Source organism: Caballeronia sp. S22, from assembly GCF_964261745.1.
GTDB classification, from domain to species: domain Bacteria; phylum Pseudomonadota; class Gammaproteobacteria; order Burkholderiales; family Burkholderiaceae; genus Caballeronia; species Caballeronia jiangsuensis.
Genome location: NZ_OZ180036.1, coordinates 1606776 through 1625957, shown reverse-complemented (window position 1 = coordinate 1625957; position 19182 = coordinate 1606776). Strand labels below are relative to the sequence as shown.

At 61.6% G+C, this 19182-nt stretch carries 16 protein-coding genes; 10 read left to right on the top strand and 6 right to left on the bottom strand.

Annotation, left to right across the window (positions count from 1 at the left end; genetic code table 11):
• Positions 1 to 58: 58 nt before the first annotated feature.
• The 3 genes from ACEN42_RS22840 (at position 59) to ACEN42_RS22830 (ending at position 4669) form a co-directional block, all read left to right on the top strand.
• A complete protein-coding gene (locus ACEN42_RS22840; RefSeq protein WP_371882279.1) occupies positions 59 to 1153 on the top strand; it encodes a DedA family protein/thiosulfate sulfurtransferase GlpE in 1095 nt (364 codons plus the stop codon).
• Entirely contained in the window at positions 1150 to 2949 is a 1800-nt protein-coding gene (locus ACEN42_RS22835; protein WP_187605489.1) for an FAD-dependent oxidoreductase, read from the top strand. The genes ACEN42_RS22840 and ACEN42_RS22835 overlap by 4 nt, the downstream gene beginning before the upstream one ends.
• An 883-nt stretch (positions 2950 to 3832) precedes the next feature.
• Entirely contained in the window at positions 3833 to 4669 is an 837-nt protein-coding gene (locus ACEN42_RS22830; protein ID WP_238218447.1) for a hypothetical protein, read from the top strand.
• A 376-nt stretch (positions 4670 to 5045) separates the two neighbouring features.
• Here ACEN42_RS22830 and ACEN42_RS22825 read toward each other — a convergent pair whose 3' ends face one another.
• Both ACEN42_RS22825 and ACEN42_RS22820 read right to left on the bottom strand, forming a co-directional pair.
• Entirely contained in the window at positions 5046 to 6449 is a 1404-nt protein-coding gene (locus ACEN42_RS22825) for a heavy metal sensor histidine kinase (protein WP_371881573.1), read from the bottom strand.
• Positions 6446 to 7117 (bottom strand): heavy metal response regulator transcription factor, encoded by a 672-nt coding sequence (locus ACEN42_RS22820; protein ID WP_035511262.1) that lies wholly within the window; start codon positions 7115 to 7117, stop codon positions 6446 to 6448. Before ACEN42_RS22820 ends, ACEN42_RS22825 begins: the two co-directional genes overlap by 4 nt.
• A gap of 157 nt (positions 7118 to 7274) precedes the next feature.
• Between ACEN42_RS22820 and ACEN42_RS22815 the strand changes: the two genes are divergently transcribed.
• The 6 genes from ACEN42_RS22815 to ACEN42_RS22790 all read left to right on the top strand — a co-directional run bounded on the left by ACEN42_RS22815 (position 7275) and on the right by ACEN42_RS22790 (position 12267).
• Positions 7275 to 7859, top strand: a complete 585-nt coding sequence (locus ACEN42_RS22815; RefSeq protein WP_238218449.1) for a cytochrome b/b6 domain-containing protein — start codon at positions 7275 to 7277, stop codon at positions 7857 to 7859.
• Positions 7860 to 7862: 3 nt separating this feature from the next.
• The gene (locus ACEN42_RS22810) at positions 7863 to 8636 is read left to right on the top strand and encodes a molybdopterin-dependent oxidoreductase (protein WP_238218450.1); all 774 of its coding nucleotides are present in this window, start codon (positions 7863 to 7865) and stop codon (positions 8634 to 8636) included.
• A 32-nt stretch (positions 8637 to 8668) separates the two neighbouring features.
• The gene (locus tag ACEN42_RS22805) at positions 8669 to 9280 is read left to right on the top strand and encodes a hypothetical protein (RefSeq protein WP_106855761.1); all 612 of its coding nucleotides are present in this window, start codon (positions 8669 to 8671) and stop codon (positions 9278 to 9280) included.
• Between the two features lie 174 nt (positions 9281 to 9454).
• On the top strand, positions 9455 to 10906 hold the full coding sequence (locus tag ACEN42_RS22800; protein ID WP_238295765.1) for an NAD-dependent succinate-semialdehyde dehydrogenase: 1452 nt from the start codon (positions 9455 to 9457) through the stop codon (positions 10904 to 10906).
• Positions 10907 to 11143: 237 nt separating this feature from the next.
• Positions 11144 to 11374, top strand: coding sequence for a hypothetical protein (locus tag ACEN42_RS22795; protein WP_371881572.1), 231 nt, complete (start codon positions 11144 to 11146; stop codon positions 11372 to 11374).
• 62 nt (positions 11375 to 11436) lie between these two features.
• Positions 11437 to 12267 carry a DUF1932 domain-containing protein gene (locus ACEN42_RS22790; protein WP_371881571.1) on the top strand — a complete coding sequence of 277 codons (831 nt, stop codon included), beginning with the start codon at positions 11437 to 11439 and terminating at the stop codon, positions 12265 to 12267.
• Here the strand turns inward: ACEN42_RS22790 and ACEN42_RS22785 are convergent.
• Positions 12264 to 13688, bottom strand: coding sequence for a PLP-dependent aminotransferase family protein (locus ACEN42_RS22785; protein WP_371881570.1), 1425 nt, complete (start codon positions 13686 to 13688; stop codon positions 12264 to 12266). The genes ACEN42_RS22790 and ACEN42_RS22785 overlap by 4 nt on opposite strands.
• A gap of 298 nt (positions 13689 to 13986) precedes the next feature.
• On the opposite strand from ACEN42_RS22785, the gene ACEN42_RS22780 reads away from it, so the two are divergent.
• A complete protein-coding gene (locus ACEN42_RS22780; RefSeq protein WP_250484287.1) occupies positions 13987 to 14310 on the top strand; it encodes a DUF2917 domain-containing protein in 324 nt (107 codons plus the stop codon).
• 79 nt (positions 14311 to 14389) lie between these two features.
• Here ACEN42_RS22780 and acnA read toward each other — a convergent pair whose 3' ends face one another.
• From acnA to ACEN42_RS22765, 3 genes are read right to left on the bottom strand one after another with little or no spacing between them, the layout of a single operon-like run.
• Entirely contained in the window at positions 14390 to 17107 is a 2718-nt protein-coding gene (gene acnA / locus ACEN42_RS22775) for an aconitate hydratase AcnA (RefSeq protein ID WP_371881569.1), read from the bottom strand.
• A gap of 46 nt (positions 17108 to 17153) precedes the next feature.
• Entirely contained in the window at positions 17154 to 18605 is a 1452-nt protein-coding gene (locus ACEN42_RS22770; protein ID WP_371881568.1) for a bifunctional 2-methylcitrate dehydratase/aconitate hydratase, read from the bottom strand.
• A 32-nt stretch (positions 18606 to 18637) separates the two neighbouring features.
• Positions 18638 to 19144: a hypothetical protein gene (locus ACEN42_RS22765; RefSeq protein WP_035511237.1), complete on the bottom strand. Its 507-nt coding sequence runs from the start codon at positions 19142 to 19144 to the stop codon at positions 18638 to 18640.
• Positions 19145 to 19182: the final 38 nt, after the last annotated feature.

Sequence of the window (19182 nt, the reverse complement as noted above, 5' to 3'; positions counted from 1 at the left end):
CGCGGCGCGCGTCCCGTCGTCCTGTGAACACACCCTTCCCGCGCGGGAGATTCCCATGCTGTTGCATCAGCTAGTCGATCGATTCGGCCCGGCGATCGTTTTCATCAACGTGATGGGCTCGGCACTCGGGCTGCCCGTGCCCGCGATGCCGACGATGATCATCGTCGGCGCGTCCATCGCGCTGATGGCGGTGAACGGCGGCGCGTTCTGGACGCCGCTCCTGGGCGTGCTGTGCATCGCGGTGGCGGGCGGGGTGCTCGGCGATCTCGTCTGGTTCCAGGGCGGGCGCAAGTACGGCGACAAGACGCTCAAGACCATCTGCAAGCTGTCTCTTTCGCGCGATACCTGCGTGAAGAAGACGGAGCGCTTTTTCGGCCGCTGGGGCGTGCGCATTCTGCTCGTCGCGAAGTTCATCCCCGGTCTCTCGCTCGTCTCCGTGCCGCTCGCGGGCGCGATGGGCGTGAAGCTGCGCAGCTTCATCGCGCACGATGGCGGGGGCGTCGCGCTGTGGGGCGCGGTCGGATTGACAGTCGGCGTCATCTTCGCGGCGCAGCTGGAAATGGTGTTCGCGATGATCTCGCAGCTCGGGCGACAGGCGGTGGTCGTCCTCGCGGTGTTGCTCGCCATCTATGTCACGTATCGCTGGTGGCGCCGACGCGCGCTCATGGCGACGCTGGAAAAGGCCCGCATCAGCGTGGACGAGCTCTATGCGCTGATGAACGACGAGCCGCTTCCCGTGATCTTCGATATCCGCTCGCCGGAAAAGCGCATGCTCGATCCGGCCGCGATTCCCGGCTCGCTCTTCGCCGACGAGCGCGATCTCGCGAGGATCATCGAGAACTACGACAAGTCGCGCAAGGTCGTCATCTACTGCTCGTGTCCGAACGAAGTGTCGGCGGCGTGGATGGCGAAGACGATGCGCAACGCGGGCTTTAGGGACGTCGTGCCGCTCACGGGCGGACTGGACGCCTGGCGGCTCGCCGGATTCGATGTCGCGACGCTGACCGAGTTCGGCGAGCTCGCGGCGACCACGCCCGAGGAGGTCGCGGAAATGGCGGCGATGTGCCCCTGGCCGGTGAAATCGGCGGCGGCGTCGTCCGCGGGTTCGGCATCCCTGCATGAAGCTGGTTATCCACGCGGAGATCGCGCATGAGTACAACGCCGTTCAACGAACCTGGTCAAGGCATGCCGAATGTCGTCGCGTGGAGCGCGCGCGAGCCGCTGGAGAGTTCCAATCCGAACGTCGTGGCATCGCCGGCCGCTGCCGCCGCGTCCGACGACAGCGCGCCTTTCTCGCCGCTCGAAACGCGCGCGCACCAGATGTTCCCGCGCCTGACGGACAACGAGATCGAGCGCATGAGCCGCTTCGGCACCGCCTCGCACTGGCGTCAGGGCGAGTGGATGTTCCGCATGGGCGAGACCGGGCGCGGCATGGTGATCGTCCTGAAGGGACTCGTGCGCGTGACGCGCCGTAACGCGCTCGGGCAGGAGCATCTCGTCGTCGAGCACGGGCCGGGGCATTTTCTGGCGGAAGTGGCGCAGCTTTCGGGCAAGCCCTGTCTCGTCGATGGCGTCGCCGCCGAGGATGTCGACGGCATCGTGATTCCACCGGAGCGTCTGCGGGCGCTGCTCGTCGCCGAAGCGGAACTGGGCGAGCGCATCATGCGCGCGCTGATCCTGCGGCGCGTCGGGCTGATCGAAAAAGGCAGCGGGCCGGTGCTGCTCGGCCAGTCGGACGATGGCCGTCTGGTTTCGCTGCAAGGCTTTCTGCGGCGCAACGGTTATCCGCACACGGTGATCGACGCCTGCACCGATCCCGATGCGATCTCGCTGCTCGAACGCATCTCGGCATCGACGTCCGATTTCCCGCTCGTCATCTGCCCGGACGGCACGGTGCTTCGCGCGCCTACCGAGAATCAGATCGCGACGCAGCTCGGCTGGCTGCCCGAGTTCGATCCGGCGCATGTCTACGATGTCGCGATCGTGGGCGCGGGGCCGGCGGGTCTCGCGACGGCGGTGTATGCGGCGTCCGAGGGGTTGTCGGTGGCGGTGTTCGATTGCCGCGCGCCGGGCGGGCAGGCGGGCGCGAGTTCGCGCATCGAAAACTATCTCGGCTTTCCGACCGGCATCTCGGGGCAGGCGCTCGCCGGGCGCGCGTTCGTGCAGGCGCAGAAATTCGGCGCGCATATCGCGATTCCGACCAAGATCAAGGCGCTGCATTGCGATTGCAATCCGATCCAGATCGAACTGGAGAACGGCACGCGCGTGACGACGCAGACGGTGGTGATCGCGTCGGGCGCGGCGTATCGGCGGCCGGACATCGCCGGGCTAGAGCGTTACGAAGGGCATGGCACGTATTACTGGGCGTCGCCGGTCGAGGCGAAGCTGTGCAAGAACTCGGAAGTCGTGCTGGTCGGCGGCGGCAATTCGGCGGGACAGGCGGTGGTCTATCTCGCGACGCATGCGAAGCACGTGCATGTGCTGATTCGCGGCGCGGGGCTTTCGGCGAGCATGTCGCATTATCTGGTGGAGCGTATCGGCTCGTTGCCGAACGTCACGGTGCGCACGCATACGCAGATCACTTCGCTCGATGGCGACGGCCGTGCGCTGACCGCCGTCAATTGCAAGACGCCGGATGGACCGCTCACGATCGACTCGCGGCATCTGTTTCTCTTCACCGGCGCGGATCCGAATACCGACTGGCTGCGCAATTGCAATGTGAATGTCGATGGCAAGGGTTTTGTGCTGACCGGGCCCGAGGCGCATGAGGGACGCACGGAAGGCGTGATGGCGCTGGAAACCAGCGTGCCGGGGGTGTTCGCCATCGGCGATGTGCGGTCGAGTTCGACGAAGCGGGTGGCGGCTGCGGTGGGGGAGGGGGCGGCGGTTGTGTCGCAGATTCATGGGTTGTTGGCGAGGCGGGAGGCGTTGGGTGTGGCGGTAATGTGAGGGGCTGGGGTTTGGTTTCTCGCCGGATCCCGGTTTCGTGTCGGTTTATTAGCACTGCCCCTCCCCGGGGCGGGGGTCACTTTCTTTGCTGCTGCAAAGAAAGTAACCAAAGAAAGCAGCTCGTTCAGGCCCGCGGTCACACGCAGTTTGGCCATGCTTGCCAGCCCGCGGTGGCCCTCGCCTAAGTGTCGCCCCCACAGGACTAACCGGGCTTGGCTCGCGCACGGTCTGACTCGTCGCATCGCTTGCTTCACTGGTTCAGCACGAAATAGCTCCGGCCCGCTGCGCGGCCGACTGGTTTATCGGGTCTGCGCGTGCTCTCTTGCTGACGCCGCCATCTGATTTTGGTGGGCGCCGAACTTGATAATCCGCGCGGCGCTAAATTCAAGATACAAGAAATATCTTGAAGGACTGCAAATTAAAGCAGTCTTCTAAGGACTACCTATCGGCCGTAATTTCGAGTTCTCCAGCGATCGATCAAGGCATAACGAATTCTATCAAGGTCCCATGTGAAATTATGAACGTTGTAGTGATCGTTGAACGGCACCATTTCGTTAGTGCGGGTCATTACCGTAAACATTGCAGACTTCCTTATTTTTACCTACTGTTGTTGATGGAAGTGCGACAGCTCTGCTGTTCCTAAGGCTAGTTTTCAGAAAGGCATTGCACTGTTAATGTTGAAGTGATCTACCGCCCCATCCTTGAGCGCTGAAAAACGGGTGGTATAAGATGACTCCGATTTTTTTCATAACCAATGGCTCATCCTTTGGCCCGCTATACACGGGCTGCTCGCGTGGTTAAGATGGGTTCTCGACGGTTAAGGAAGCTGAATATGAGATTGCCCAGACTAGGGGTTTTGGTTTACGTTGACGATAACGATGCAATGGTTCAAGAGTTCTTTTGGCTTTATAAGAGTCTGATTTACTCAAAAGTTTTAAACGATTGTGAGATAGTGGCCGTTTGTCATCCGTCCGTACGCAACCGACTTCCGGTCGATTCAAAAATTATTGCAATAGAGAAACTTCCGTTTTCCAGCCTTCACGAACGGTGGGGCGACTATAAATTCATCAATTCAGTCGGCAATCTTGCGGATTCAGAAGTCTTAGCCGTCTGCAAAAAATTCGACGTAGTTTTGAAAACTGACTGCGATACATTCGTAACTCAGGCGATGAAATCATTCCAGCCGACTGGCTTGTGCTTCGGCTTCGGTGCGTATGCTTACGAAGATTCTGTTCGCGTGAAGCTCGCCGAATGTAGTCGACGATGGGGCTATCCGCACAGCGGCTTGCATAACGTCGGGGCCTCGGTGCTGGGTCCTTCGGAAATGGTCTGCAATTATCTGCAGTCTCATATGGAGTGCTGCGACCGCCTGCTAGAGGAAGAGTTTAAGGATTTTCGAGGCGAGTGGCCCAACTGGTCGAAGCAAGTCCTGTCGATGTACGCCGGGGAACTTGCGCTTAGGCTGACCTACCCGCAAGCCAATTCTGTTGGCTTGCTTGATCACTTCACCAATGCAGAAAGACGGATAGGAAGTGACGTGTTGCACATCCATGCATGGCACACGGACTCTTACTGGTCAAAGCATCATTTTCGTGAGGGGAAGTATGCCGAAACGAAGTTGGAAGATATTGATCGGCATACCCTGGGCGGCTATTGTCACTGGCTTGCTGCCGCCGACGTGGAACAAGTAAGACACGCCGCGAAAATGCAGGGCGCATAGGAAGTGTCGGGCCAGGCAACGCAGTAGACAGCGTATGCGTGCGCGCATCGATATTCTCGGTCATTGGATCACGTAGCCGGTGAACCCAACGGCAGCGCGAAGCGCAGTGCCGGAACTCTTTCGTGCTGAACCAGCGCGCTAAAACATTCGGTGCGGCAGACCGTGCGCGAGCCGAGCCCGGTTATGCTTGTGAGGACGACACTTAGGCGAGTGCCATCGACGGCTGGCAAGTATGGCCAACGTGCGTGTGACCGCGGGCCTGAACGAGCTGTTTCTTTGGTTACTTTCTTTGCAGCAGCAAAGAAAGTGACTGCCGCCCCGCACAGGGGCAGAGCCAATAAACCGACACGAACACAGGATTCCCCGAAAAAAAACGTCAAGAAGGAAAAGCAGGAAACAGCAAAGAAAACTCGATCCATCCATCCTGAGTGCAGTCAGCGGTCACACTACCGCCATGCAAACCCATGATTGCCTGAACGATCGACAACCCGAGCCCACTCGACTCCGTGAACTCGCTGCGCGCCGCATCGCCGCGATAAAATCGGTCGAAGAGCTTGCCAAGCTCCTCCTGCCCGATCCGCGGCCCGCGATTACCCACCACGATGCGCGCGCCGTATTGATCCGCATGTCCGCTCAGCCGCACAACGGTGCCAGCCGTCGCATAGCGCACCGCATTCACGACCACATTACCGATAGCCCTGCGACACATGATTGCATTCGCAGACATTTCGCCGTCGGCGTCGATTTCAAAGGTGATGCGACGTTCATCGGCAATGCCTTCAAAGTACGCGCCGATGGTTTCGAGTTCCTCGCGTATATCGAGCCGTTCACGCTCGATGCTTTGCTGCCCATGATCCGCCTGCGCAAGAAACAGAATATTCTGCGCGATGCGCGCGAGCCGCTCCAGCTCCTCCAGATTCGATTCGAGCACACCGCGATATTCGCCGACATTGCGTTCATGTGCGAGCGCAACCTGCGTCTCGCCGATCAACACGCCGATCGGCGTCCGCAGTTCATGCGCGAGATCGGCGGAGAATTGCAGCAGGCGTTCGTAGCCGTGTTCGAGACGATCGAGCATCGCGTTGAACGATGCAGCGAGGCTCTGCAATTCGGCGGGCGCATGCGCGACATCGAGCCGCGCCGAAAGCCGGTTCGGCGTGATTTCCGCGGCCTTGTCGGCCATCGCCTTGAGCGGCATGAGCCCGCGGCTCGTCACCCAGTACGCGAGCAGAAGCGTGACGAGCACCGCGCCGATCACCGTGATCCACACGCGCTCCAGATACGCCGACAAGACGATCGCTTCCTGCGTCATCACGTGCGCCGCGATGATCTCGACCACTTCGCCACTCTCGCCGATACGCGCCTGCGCACCGACCCAGCGCATGCGCACGCCATCCGCACGCGAGCCTTCGTACAGATCGTCGAGTCCGATAGCGCGCGTCATCGGCACGATATGCAGCGGCGGCAGCGGCATCCGTTCCGGATTCACGTTGATGAAAGGCGCTGACCCCGCACGCCGGAAAAAGATGACGTCCTGCCGGTCGCCGAGCATCGTTTCGAAAAGCTTCGGCCGCGCTTCGATTTCCTTGATCGTGTAGAGGTCGTGCAGCAGCGAGCGAAAATGCTCGACGCGTGCGATCAACTGATAGTCCGCACGCGTGGACAGCGCGCGATTCGTCGCCTGATAGAGCGACGCGCCGACCATCCCGACCACGACACACACGATCACGGCGAAAGAAAGCGCAATACGTACCGCAAGCGAACGCGAAGGCCGGTTCAAGGATTCTCCCCGAACGAATAGCCGATGCTGCGCACCGTGTGGATCAGCTTCGGATCGAACGCGTTATCGATCTTCGCGCGCAGCCGCTTCACCGCGACATCGACGACATTGGTGTCGCTGTCGAAGTTCATGTCCCACACTTCCGATGCGATGAGCGTGCGCGACAGCGCCTCGCCCTGATGCTTGCAAAAGAGATGCAGGAGCGCGAACTCCTTGTTCGTGAGCGCGATGTCGAGGCCCTTGCGCGTCACCTTGCGGCGCAGGACATCGACATGCAGATCCGCGATCTGAAACGTATCCGATTCGCGCATCACGCCGCGCCTGAGCAGCGTGCGGATACGCAGCACGAGTTCGGTGAAGGAAAAGGGCTTGACGAGGTAATCGTCCGCGCCGAGTTCGAGTCCGTGAATGCGGTCCGTGACGTGATCGCGCGCAGTGAGAAAAATGACAGGCAGGTCACGTTTCGCGCGCAACGCCGACATCACCTGCCAGCCGTCGATGCCCGGAAGCATCACATCGAGCACGATCAGCTCGTACGGGTTCGCGAGCGCCTGATGCAGGCCGTCCGTGCCGTTGCGCACGAGCTCGACCTGATAACCGGACTCGATGAGCCCTTTTTTCAGGTAGTCGCCGGTCTTGCGGTCGTCTTCGATAACGAGGATGGTCATGCTCGCGCTGCGTTCGATGGATTGCCGTCATTCTAGCCAGAGCCCATGCGTGCCTCGCCAAAGATGACAAAAAAGTCATCGAGAGGTCATCGATCGATCAGCGGCGCGTCGCTACCATGCCTGACGAAATCTCAATCGAATCGCGAGGCTCGACGACGTGCAAGTACAACCGTTATGGCTGCGCATCACGCACTGGCTCAACGCGTTCGCCGTGTTGATCATGGTGACGAGCGGCTGGCAGATCTACAACGCATCGCCGATTTTCAAATCCATTACTTTCCCGCCCGCCGTCACGCTCGGCGGCTGGCTCGGCGGTGCGCTGCAATGGCATTTCGCGGCGATGTGGCTGCTGGTCGCGAACTTCATCGTCTATGTCGCGATGAATCTTCTCACCGGCCGCCTGCGTCGCCGCATGTTCCCGCTCTCGATAAAGAGCATCGTCACCGACGCGTTCGCCGCATTGCGGGGCAAGCTCGGCCACGACGATCTCACGCACTACAACGCCGTACAAAAGTTCGCGTATCTGGCGGTGATCGTGGACATCGTGATCGTGATTTTGTCGGGCCTCGCGGTATGGAAGTCCGTGCAGTTTCCATTGCTTCGAACGCTGATGGGCGGCTATGACGATGCCCGTGTCGTGCATTTCTTCGGCATGAGCTTTCTGGTCGCGTTCGTCGTGGTGCATATCGTGATGGTGGCGCTCGTGCCGCGCTCGCTCGTGATGATGATTCGAGGTCGTTAAGCCATGTCGCTCAAGCTATTCAAATCGAGACCCGATGCCGAGCTCATCATCAAGGATGCGGCGAAGGAATTAAAGGCGCCCGCGCGACGTTTATTCGGCAAGCGCATTCTGTCGCTCGGAGGGCTCGCGATGCTGTCCGGTTGCAACATCACCGACGACAAATCCGTCAACGCCATGTTGCGCCGCATCTCGTTCTTCAACGACGACGTGCAGGCGCTGCTGTTCGATCCGAACAAGCTCGCGCCGACGTATCCCGAATCGATGATCACGCGCCCGTTTCCGTTCAACGCGTTCTATGACATCGACGAAGTGCCGGAGGTCGATCCGTCCGCGTACAAGCTGGAGATCGGCGGCCTCGTCAAAGGCAAGCGCGTCTGGACGCTCGACGAACTGCACGCAATGCCGCAGGAAAGCCAGGTGACGCGGCATATCTGCATCGAAGGCTGGAGCGCGATCGGCAAGTGGGGCGGCGTGCGCTTTGCGCAGGTCCTTGCGCGCGCAGGTGCCGATACGAGCGCGAAATACGTGGCCTTCCATTGCGCCGATAACTACTCGACGAGCATCGACATGCCGACCGCGCTGCACGCGCAGACGCTGCTCACGCTCACTTACGACGGCCAGATTCTGCCGCCGAAATACGGCTTCCCGATGAAGCTGCGCATGCCGACCAAGCTCGGCTACAAGAACCCGAAGCACATCGTCGCGATCACCGTGACGAACGACTACCCCGGCGGCTATTGGGAGAATCAGGGATACAACTGGTTCGGCGGGTCCTGAAGCCTCCGCTTTCATCACTCCAAGGAGATTGCATGTCGATTCGAATCAAACTCGGCGTCAGCATCGTGACGCTCGCACTCGCTTCCGCAGCCTTTGCCCAGACGCCCGCCGCGAAACCCGCGCGCATTCGCGGCGATATCGTGTCGCTGTCGGGCGACACGCTTACCGTCCATCGACGTAGCGGCGACACGGTGAAGATCGCCGTCAAGTCGGATACGCCCGTCACCGCGCTGAAGAACATCAAGCTGCAGGACATCAAGCCGGGCTCGTTCGTCGGCACGGCGGCGACCACCGGCACGGACGGCAAGCTCACCGCGACCGAAGTGCTCGTGTTCCCGGAATCCGCGCGCGGCACGGGTGAAGGCCACTACGCGTGGGATCTGGGCCCGCAAAGCTCGATGACCAACGCGAATGTCGATCAGGTCGTGCAGGGCACGAGCGGCCGCGATCTGAAGCTCTCATACAAGGGCGGCGCGAACTCGGTGACGGTTCCGGAGAACGTGCCTGTCGTGACCTTCGCACCCGCGACGCACGACGACCTGAAGCCGGGCAAGAAGGTGTTCGTCGTCGCGAGTCCGGCGGGCTCGGACTTCGCGGCGCAGCGTATTGTCGTGGAGAAGGATGGCGTCGCGCCGCCGATGTAATCGCGCGGTTCTGTGCATCAAGAGCGCCCGCCGGGATCGTCCCGGCGGGCGTTCGTCATTCGGGCGTCACGGTGCGTACCTGCAGATACCACGCGTTCGGGATAACATTGCCGTTTGCATCTTTTGATGTTGCGCAACGTAGCATCAGGCCACGCCACTCGTAAGGAGACATGCATGAGCAATACGCGTTCCGATTTTCCTGCTTATCCGAATACACAGCTTTATATCGACGGCGCCTGGCGCGATGGCTCACGCGACACCGCCGTGATCAATCCCGCGAACGAAGCCGAGATCGGCCGTCTTGCGCTCGCAGGCGAAGCGGAGCTTTCGCTCGCAGCCGACGCCGCCGCGCGCGGTTTCAAGGAATGGCGCAAGGTCTCGCCGTACGAGCGCAGCAAGCTGATGCGTCGCGCGGCGCAGAATATCCGCGATCGCGCCGAGCAGATCGCCGCCATCATGTCGATGGAGCAGGGCAAGCCGTTCGGCGAGGCGCGCATCGAAACGCTGTCGGCGGCGGACATCATCGAATGGTTCGCGGAAGAAGGGCGCCGCACGTATGGCCGCGTGATTCCATCGCGCACGGATGCGGTGCGCCAGATCGTCACGCGTGAACCGGTTGGTCCGGTCGCCGCATTCACGCCGTGGAATTTCCCGATCAATCAGGCAGTGCGCAAGGTGTCGGCCGCGCTCGCGTCGGGCTGCTCGGTCGTGCTGAAAGGCCCCGAAGAGACGCCCGCGAGTTGCGCGGCGCTCGTGCAGGCTTATGCCGATGCAGGCCTGCCCGCCGGCGTGCTGAACCTCGTGTTCGGCGTGCCCGCCGATGTCTCGAAGTATCTGATCGCGCATCCCGCGATCCGCAAGATTTCGTTCACGGGCTCGACGCCGGTCGGCAAGCTGCTCGCATCGCTCGCGGGCGAGCACATGAAGCGCGTGACGATGGAGCTGGGCGGCCACGCGCCCGCCATCGTGTTCAAGGACGCGGACATCCCCCGTGCGGCGAAGATGCTCGCATCGGCGAAATTCCGCAACGCGGGCCAGGTGTGCATTTCGCCGACGCGCTTTCTCGTCGAAGAAGCCGCATACGACGAGTTCGTGCAGCACTTCGTCGCGACCGCGAACGCGGTGAAGGTCGGCAACGGTCTCGACGACGGCGTGCAGATGGGCCCGCTCGCGAACGGCCGCCGTCTCGAAGCAATGGAACGTCTTGTCGCGGATGCGCGCGAGCATGGCGCGAAGGTGCTGACGGGCGGCGAGCGCATCGGACGCGAAGGCTACTTCTTCGCGCCGACGGTGCTCACCGATGTGCCGATGAGCGCCCGCATCATGACCGAAGAGCCGTTCGGCCCGATTGCGCCGATCGCATCGTTCAAGTCGTATGACGAAGTGATCGCCGAGGCGAATCGCCTGCCTTACGGACTCGCGGCGTACGCTTACACGAGCTCGGCGGCAACGTCGGCGGCGGTATCGGACGATATCGAAAGCGGGATGCTCTCGATCAATCACCACGGACTCGCATTGCCGGAGACGCCGTTCGGCGGCGTGAAGGACTCGGGCTACGGCTCGGAAGGCGGCAGCGAAGCGATGGAAGCGTATCTCGTCACGAAGTTCGTGACGGAGCATCGTTGATTGTTGCGTTGGTGAAGTAGTCCAGAGGCGGCCCTTCGAAAGGCCGCCTTTTTTTATTGCAAGGAAATGATTAGGATCGCGAATCGAAAGATGCGTGAAACCATCGTGAAATAAGTACCAGTTTCAGGCATGTAACCCCCGTAACACGCGGAAAAATATCCGTAGCCGAATTGCCAGCTTCGCTCTCTAGCATGTATCGATACGTCCCTTCCGCTCGTCCCGCGCCTGGAGAATCGAATGCTGAGTCCACACGAAATTTCCACGCTCTTGCTGATCGAGCGCTCGCCTCATCAGGTCGAAGTCTTCGGCCAGCACGCGGCGCGTTTGTTTCAGGAGGCGCTCGTCGAAATCACGCGGCTGCCGACCGGCGTGCCGATGCCGCTCCTCACGCCGAAGGGACTCGATGTGCTGAAAAGACTCGATGCGCTCTGGCATCTCCACTCGAACGAAACCGAAGATAGTGAATAGGCCGAGCGCTTCTCTGCTCGCAAGCGTATTCTGTTTCGTTCGCGGATACACGGAGCCTGCAAGTGACTCAATCGAAACATCCGACCGTCGCGATTCTGGGCGCGGGCAGCATGGGATCGGCTATCGGCCGCGCATTGACGCAATCGGGCGCGCGCGTGCTGACATCGCTCGAAGGCCGCAGCGCCGCAAGCGCCGCGCGCGCACGCGAGGCCGGCATGGAAGACGTGAGCCTCGATAGCCTCGCGGCATGCGAGTTCATGCTGTCCATCGTGCCGCCCGCGGTCGCGATCGACACCGCGAAACGCATGGCGCCCGCGCTCGAACGGGCGAGCGTCCGGCCGCTCTATATCGACTGCAACGCGATCAATCCCGATACCGTCAGGGAAATCGAGCGCACGCTCGAATCGAGCGGCACGCCGTTCGTCGATGGCGCGATCATCGGCATGCCTTCTTCGCCCAAGTTCTACATGTCGGGGCCGCATGCACGGCGCACTCAGCCGCTCGCCGATGCCGGCCTCGCCGTGCGTGTGCTCGATGGACCGCTGGGCGCCGCATCCGCGCTCAAGATGTCGTACGCGGGCATCACGAAGGGGCTGACGGCGCTCGGCTCGGCCATGTCGCTCGCCGCGATGCGCAACGGCGCGGGCGATGCGCTTCTCGCCGAACTCGCGGAGAGTCAGCCCGCGCTTGCCGCGTGGCTCGCGGGCAATGTGCCGCGCATGCCGCCGAAAGCGTATCGATGGGTCGCGGAGATGGAAGAGATCGCGCAGTTCATCGGCGATGAATTCGCGGAGCATCGCATCTACGAAGGCGCGGCGGGACTTTACGCGCGGCTTGCGCGAGACAGCGACGCGACCGACGCGCTCGAACGCTTCTTCGATAAAAGCCGCTAGACGCGCGCGACCGCGGCTTCCTTCATGTGCTCGAAGAAGCGCGCCGCGCGCCGGTCGCCCGCATACGCGGAGTTGATGCGCACCCACGCACACGCCTCGCCGTTCGGGCGGTAATAGCTGCCCGGCGCGAGCGTCACGCCGAACTTCACCGCTTCCTCGACGAGCACGGACGAATCGTCGATGCCCGGCACCTTCGCCCACACGAAGTTGCCGCCGCTCGGTTCGTCGAACACATCCCAGCCGTAGCTTTCGAGCATTTGCACCGCGCTCGACAGCGAATCGCGCACGCGCTTGCGCAGCCGTTCCAGATACTTGCGATACGTGCCGCGTTCGAGCAGGCTCGCGGCGACGCTCTCCGCGAAACGCGTGCCGCCGAGACTCGTCAGCACCTTCACGTCGACGAGATTCTTCACGAGCTCGCGATTCGCCGCGAGATAGCCGATACGCAACGACGACGACAGCGTCTTCGACAAACCGCCGACATAGATCACGCGATTAAGTTGATCGAGCGATGCGAGCCGTTGCGTCGGCACAGCCTGAAAGTCGGCGTAGATATCGTCCTCGACGATCATGAAGCCATGCTGTGTCGCGAGTTGCAGCAGCCTGAACGCGACCTGCGGCGCGACGTTCGTCGCGGTCGGGTTCTGGAACACCGTGTTGATGAAAAAGAGCTTCGGTTGATGCTGCCTGAGCAGTTCTTCCGCGATATCGATATCGGGACCATTCGCGAGCCGCGGCACGCCGACGAGACGCACGCCTTGCAGCTTCAGAAGCCCGAAGAGATTGTAGTAACCGGGGTCTTCGACGAACACCGTATCGCCCGGCTTCAGCATGTAGCGCACGATGAGATCGAGCGCCTGACTCGCCCCGGTTGTGATCATCACGTTCGGAAGATCGGCGTCGATGCCGAGCGCGTTGATGCGCATCGTGACCTGCTGGCGCAGGCTCGTGTCGCCGTGAGGAATCGCGTAATCGATCACGCTCGACACGTCGAGGCGCGATGCCTGACGGATCGCCTGCGTGAGACCCTCTACGTCGCGCCACGCCTCCGGGATGAAGCCGCTCGAGAGCTTCAGCGACTCGCCGGGATAGTTGAACTGCTGAAGAATCTGGTTCGATTCTTCTTCGGCGAGGCGCGGATCGCAATTGCCGGCGTTGCTCTCGCGCTCGTCGACGTGATTCGCCACATAGAAGCCCGAACCGTGTTTCGGCTGAATCAGCCCGCGCGATGCGAGCCGGTCGTACGCCTCGATCACCGGGAAGCGGCTGATGCGCTGCTCGGCGGCGAGCTGACGAATCGACGGCAGCTTCGCGCCCGCGAGCACGCGGCGAGAACGGATCATCGCCTCGATTTGGTTGACGATCTGCTCGGTCAGCGGCACGCCGGTGCCGCCGTCGATGTGGAGCGGAAGTGCATTCATGATGTCTGAAACTGTTCAGTGAATCGAAGTGAACAGTTCGATTTCGCTGTTCACCAGTGTCTTCGCGTCATTCGAACGCATCCGAAAAGCCGCGTCAAGACTAGCTGAACGGCTAGATCAAGTGTTTTTAAAGTGTCGGATCGACATGAACTGTTCGGTCAATTCAGCTTAACAGTTCTGCTCCAACTGTTCATAACTGTTCATTCAACCTGTTCGGAATCGGGCGAATAATACGCTCAACGGCTGCTTTCGCATTCGAATGCGGCCTTCCAGTTACACGATCCGAAGGAGCAGCATCATGCGTGAAATCCGGACATTCGAACTCGATCGGCGCGACGCGCCAACGCGCTGGGTGATCGATCGGCCTCAGACCTTGCGCGTGACGCGCGGGCAAGTCTGGCTGACCATCGAAGGCACAGCCGATGATTACTGGCTGGACGCGGGCGCGTCCGTCGAACTGAAGCCTTACACGACGATCTGGGTCAGCGGAACGGCAGACTCGAGCTGGTTCTCGCTGGCGTCCGACTCGACGCACGGCGGTGCGCGGCGGCTGGGCGAAATCGCGCGCGCGTGGTTTGCGCGCCGTGCGATGCCCGCGAAACTCGCGACCTCCAAGGCCTAGGACGAAAAAAAACCCGGCCGGGGCCGGGTCCAATGTTCCCGCGCTCTTTCGAGCGCGGTCACCTGCAAAACAGGCTTGCTTACGCCGCGAGCAGCGAGCGCAGCACGAACGGCAGAATCCCGCCGTGCTTGTAGTAGTCGACTTCGATCGGCGTATCGATACGCAGCAGCACCTGCACGCGATCTTCCTTGCCGTCCTTGCGATGGATCACCAGCGTGACTTCCTGCTGCGGCTTGAAGTCGTCGCCGAGACCTTCGATGTCGTAGGTCTCTTCGCCCGTGATGTTCAGCGACTGGACGCTGTCCGCGCCCTTGAACTGCAGCGGCAACACGCCCATGCCGACGAGATTCGAGCGATGGATACGCTCGAAGCTGCGCGCGACCACGGCCTTCACGCCGAGCAGTTGCGTGCCCTTCGCCGCCCAGTCGCGCGACGAACCCGTGCCGTATTCCTCGCCCGCGAAAATGACGGTCTGCGTGCCGGCGTCGATGTATTTCATCGCGGCGTCGTAGATCGACAACTGTTCACCGCTCGGCTGGTGAATCGTCAGGCCGCCTTCAACGCGCGTGCCGTCGGCCTTCGCCGGAATCATCAGGTTCTTGATGCGGACGTTCGCGAAGGTGCCGCGCATCATCACGTCGTGATTGCCGCGACGCGAGCCGTAGCTGTTGAAGTCGGCCTTCTGCACGCCGTTCGCCTTCAGCCACACGCCCGCCGGCGACGTTTCCTTGATCGAGCCCGCCGGGCTGATGTGGTCGGTCGTCACGGAATCGCCGAAAATGCCGAGCGCGCGCGCGCCCTTGACCGCGGGGATCGAATCGGCCGGCTGCATCGAAAAGTCGCTGCCGAAGAACGGCGGCTCGGCGATATACGTCGACTTCGGCCAGTCATACACCTGACCGCTTTCGCCCGCAACTTTGCTCCACAGGTCGCCGTCCTTCGTGAGCTGCGAGTAGTTCTCGCGGAACGCCTTCGCGTCCAGCGCGAACTTGAGCAGCGCGTGGACTTCGTCGCTCGTCGGCCAGATGTCGCCGAGATAGATGTCGCGGCCGTCCGTGCCTTTGCCGACAGGCTCGGTCATCAGATCGCGCGTGATGGTGCCCGCGATCGCGTAAGCCACGACCAGCGGCGGCGAAGCCAGGAAGTTTGCGCGGATGTTCGGGTGAATACGCGCTTCGAAGTTACGGTTGCCCGACAGCACCGCGGCCGCGACGACGTCGTTCTTCGTGATCGCGTCGTTCAGTTCCGGCGTCAGGTCGCCCGCATTGCCGATACAGGTCGTGCACCCGTAAGCGGCGAGCGTGAAGCCGAGCTTGTCGAGATAGGGCAGGAGGCCCGTCTTCGTCAGATACTCGGTGACGATGCGCGATCCCGGCGCGAGCGACGTCTTGATGTGCGGCGCGACCGTCAGACCCGCTTCAACGGCCTTCTTCGCCAGCAGACCGGCGGCGAGCAGCACGCTCGGGTTCGACGTGTTCGTGCACGACGTGATCGCGGCGATCAGCACATCGCCGTTCTTCAGGTTCACGCCGTCGGCGGTCTTGTAGTCGGCTTCGAGATCGGCGGCCTTCTTGTTGAAGCCGTTTTCGCCCGCCGGCTTCGAGAAGAGGTCGGCGAAGGTGCTCTTCACGTTGCCGATTTCGATGCGATCCTGCGGACGCTTCGGGCCCGCGAGCGACGGCGCGACCGTCCCCAGATCCAGCGAAAGCGTCTTGGTGTAGTCGATGTCGCCGGCCTTCGGCACGCCCCACAGCTTCTGCGCCTTGAAGTACTGCTCGAACGCGGCGATTTCCGCGTCGGTGCGGCCCGTGCCCTTGAAGTAGTCGATGGTCTTTTCATCGACGGGGAAGAAGCCCATCGTCGCGCCGTACTCGGGCGCCATGTTGCCGATGGTCGCGCGATCCGGCACGCCGATCGAGGCCGTGCCTTCGCCGAAGAATTCGACGAACTTGCCGACGACCTTTTCCTTGCGCAGCATTTCGGTGATGGTCAGCACGAGGTCGGTGGCCGTGCAGCCTTCGCGCAGCTTGCCCTTCAGTTCGACGCCGACGACGTCCGGCGTCAGGAAGTACACCGGCTGGCCGAGCATGCCCGCTTCCGCTTCGATGCCGCCCACGCCCCAGCCCACCACGCCGATACCGTTGATCATCGTCGTGTGGCTGTCCGTGCCGACGAGCGTGTCGGGATAGTAGACGGTGTCGCTGCCTTCGGTCTTCTTGTGCACGCCGCGCGCGAGGTATTCGAGGTTCACCTGGTGCACGATGCCGATGCCCGGCGGCACGACCTTGAACGTGTCGAACGCCTGCATGCCCCACTTCATGAACTGGTAGCGCTCGTTATTGCGCTGGAATTCCAGCTTCATGTTCAGGTCGAGCGCGTTCGGCTCACGGAAGTGATCGATCTGCACCGAGTGATCGACGACGAGATCCACCGGCACGAGCGGCTCGATCGCCTTCGGATCCTTGCCCGCGCGCTTGGCGACGCCACGCATCGCGGCGATGTCGGCGAGCAGCGGCACGCCCGTGAAGTCCTGCAGCACGACGCGCGCGACCACGAACGGAATTTCATCGACACGAGCGGCGTTGGGTTTCCAGTTCGCCAGTTGCTCGATGTGCTCTTCGGAAATCTTCTTGCCGTCGTAATTGCGCAGCACCGATTCGAGCACCAGCCGGATCGAGACCGGCAGTCGCTGGATCTTGACCTTCAGCGCGTCGCCGAGTTGTGGCAGCGAGTAGAGCTTGCCTTTGCCGGAGCCGCTGTCGAATTCCTTGAGCGTGTTGTGGAGATTGTGGGCCATGGTTATTTTCCTTGGACTAAGACGAGGAAATTGCTTCTTTGTGAGGCTAAATCACGTACAGATCGACATATTCATTGACCGGCATCGCTTCGAGTCTTGCCTGGTCGAGCGATACCGCGAGGATCGCCTGCTGCTGCTTTTGCGGAAAACGGCGCGCGAGATTCGTCCTGAATTTCTCGACGAGCAACGGAATGCCGTCCGCACGCCGGCGCTTGTGACCGATCGGATACTCGACCGCGATTTCATCGAACTGCGTGCCGTCGTTGAATTCGACGGTCAGCGCATTCGCGATCGAGCGCTTGTCCGGATCGTGGTAATCCTTCGTATATTGCGAGTCTTCCACGCATTCCATTTTCGCGCGCAGTGCGTCGATGCGGGGGTCCTGCGCGATGGAATCTTCGTAATCGGCGGCGGTGAGACGGCCGTGGATCAGCGGCACGGCGATCATGTACTGAATGCAGTGATCGCGGTCCGCGGGGTTGTTCAGCGGCCCCTTCTTGTCGATGATGCGAATCGCTGCTTCGTGCGTGCGAATCGTGATCTTCCTGATGTCATCGACGGACCTGCCGGCTTGCTTCAGCTTGCCGTGCAGGGTCATCGCGGCTTCGACGGCCGTTTGCGCGTGGAACTCGGCGGGAAACGAGATCTTGAAGAGCACGTTCTCCATCACGTAAGAACCATACGAACGTTGGAACCTGAACGCCTCGCCCTTGAAGAGCACGTCGTAAAAGCCCCATGTTTTAGCGCTCAGAACGGACGGATAGCCCATCTCGCCGGTCTTCGCGATCAACGCGAGGCGCACGGCGCGCGAGGTGGCGTCGCCCGCGGCCCACGACTTGCGCGAGCCCGTGTTGGGCGCATGACGATACGTGCGCAGCGCATGGCCATCGACAAAGGCGAGCGACACCGCGTTGATCAGCTCATCGCGCGTGAGGCCGATCATCTGCCCGACAACCGCCGTCGATGCGAGCTTGACGAGCAGCACGTGATCGAGCCCGACCTTGTTGAACGAGTTCTCCAGCGCGATGCAGCCTTGAATTTCGTGCGCCTTGATCATCGCGATCAGGACGTCTTTCATGTCGAGCGGCTTCTTGCCCGATGCGATCGCGTTACGCGAAAGCCAGTCGGCCGTTGCGAGAATGCCGCCGAGGTTATCGGACGGATGGCCCCACTCCGCGGCGAGCCATGTGTCGTTGAAGTCGAGCCAGCGGATCATCGCGCCGATGTTGAACGCGGCCTGTACCGGGTCGAGTTGAAACGGGGTGCCTGGCACCTTCGCACCGTTGGGGACGATCGTGCCCGGCACGATCGGTCCCATCAGCTTGGTGCAGGCGGGGTAGGAGAGTGCTTCGAGTCCGCAGCCGAGTGTGTCGATCAGGCAGTTGCGCGCCGTTTCGAGTGCAAGCGTGCTGTCGACGCTGTAATCGAGCACGTAGTCGACTATGTCTACCAGTACCTTGTCCGGATCGGGCCGGACGTTGGAAATCGGTGCGGACATCGAGGGATTCCTGATTTAAGTGCTGAGCTAACTTACTCCGCGTTCTTGATCAGCGCGTTCGACTGCGTCGGAGCCGGGCCGCCCGCAGCCATGTCGGGCGTCATGCACTCGTCGGCGAGGCGCGACGAGTCCTTATCCGAGAACAGCATCGCTTTCGACGGGATCACGACGAGGTCCATGCCCGACGCCGAATCGTGGAAACGATCCGCACCGGTCGTCGTGTCCTGGCGCGGCAGGCGGTAATCCTTCTTGGCCCAGTTCACGGTGACGATGGCGTCACGCTTCATGTCGCCTTTCAGGTAGAAGGCGTTACCGTCCTTGCACGACCACTTCACTGCACCTTCGGGAATCGGATCAGTCTTGGCCGCCGCGGCCGCTTCGGCCTTGGGGCTGCGCTTGATCAGGCGGCGAGCCGGAGCGGGGCGCTTGGCCTTGGCCGCGCTCGAATCGGTGGCCGTCGCAGCGAAGGCGTCGGCGCTGACGAAGACGCTCGTCGTAGCCAGCGTGCCGGCGATTGCAGCGATCAGAAGTTTATTCATCGAAAAAAACCTTTCAAAAACATTGGGGTTGAATGGCG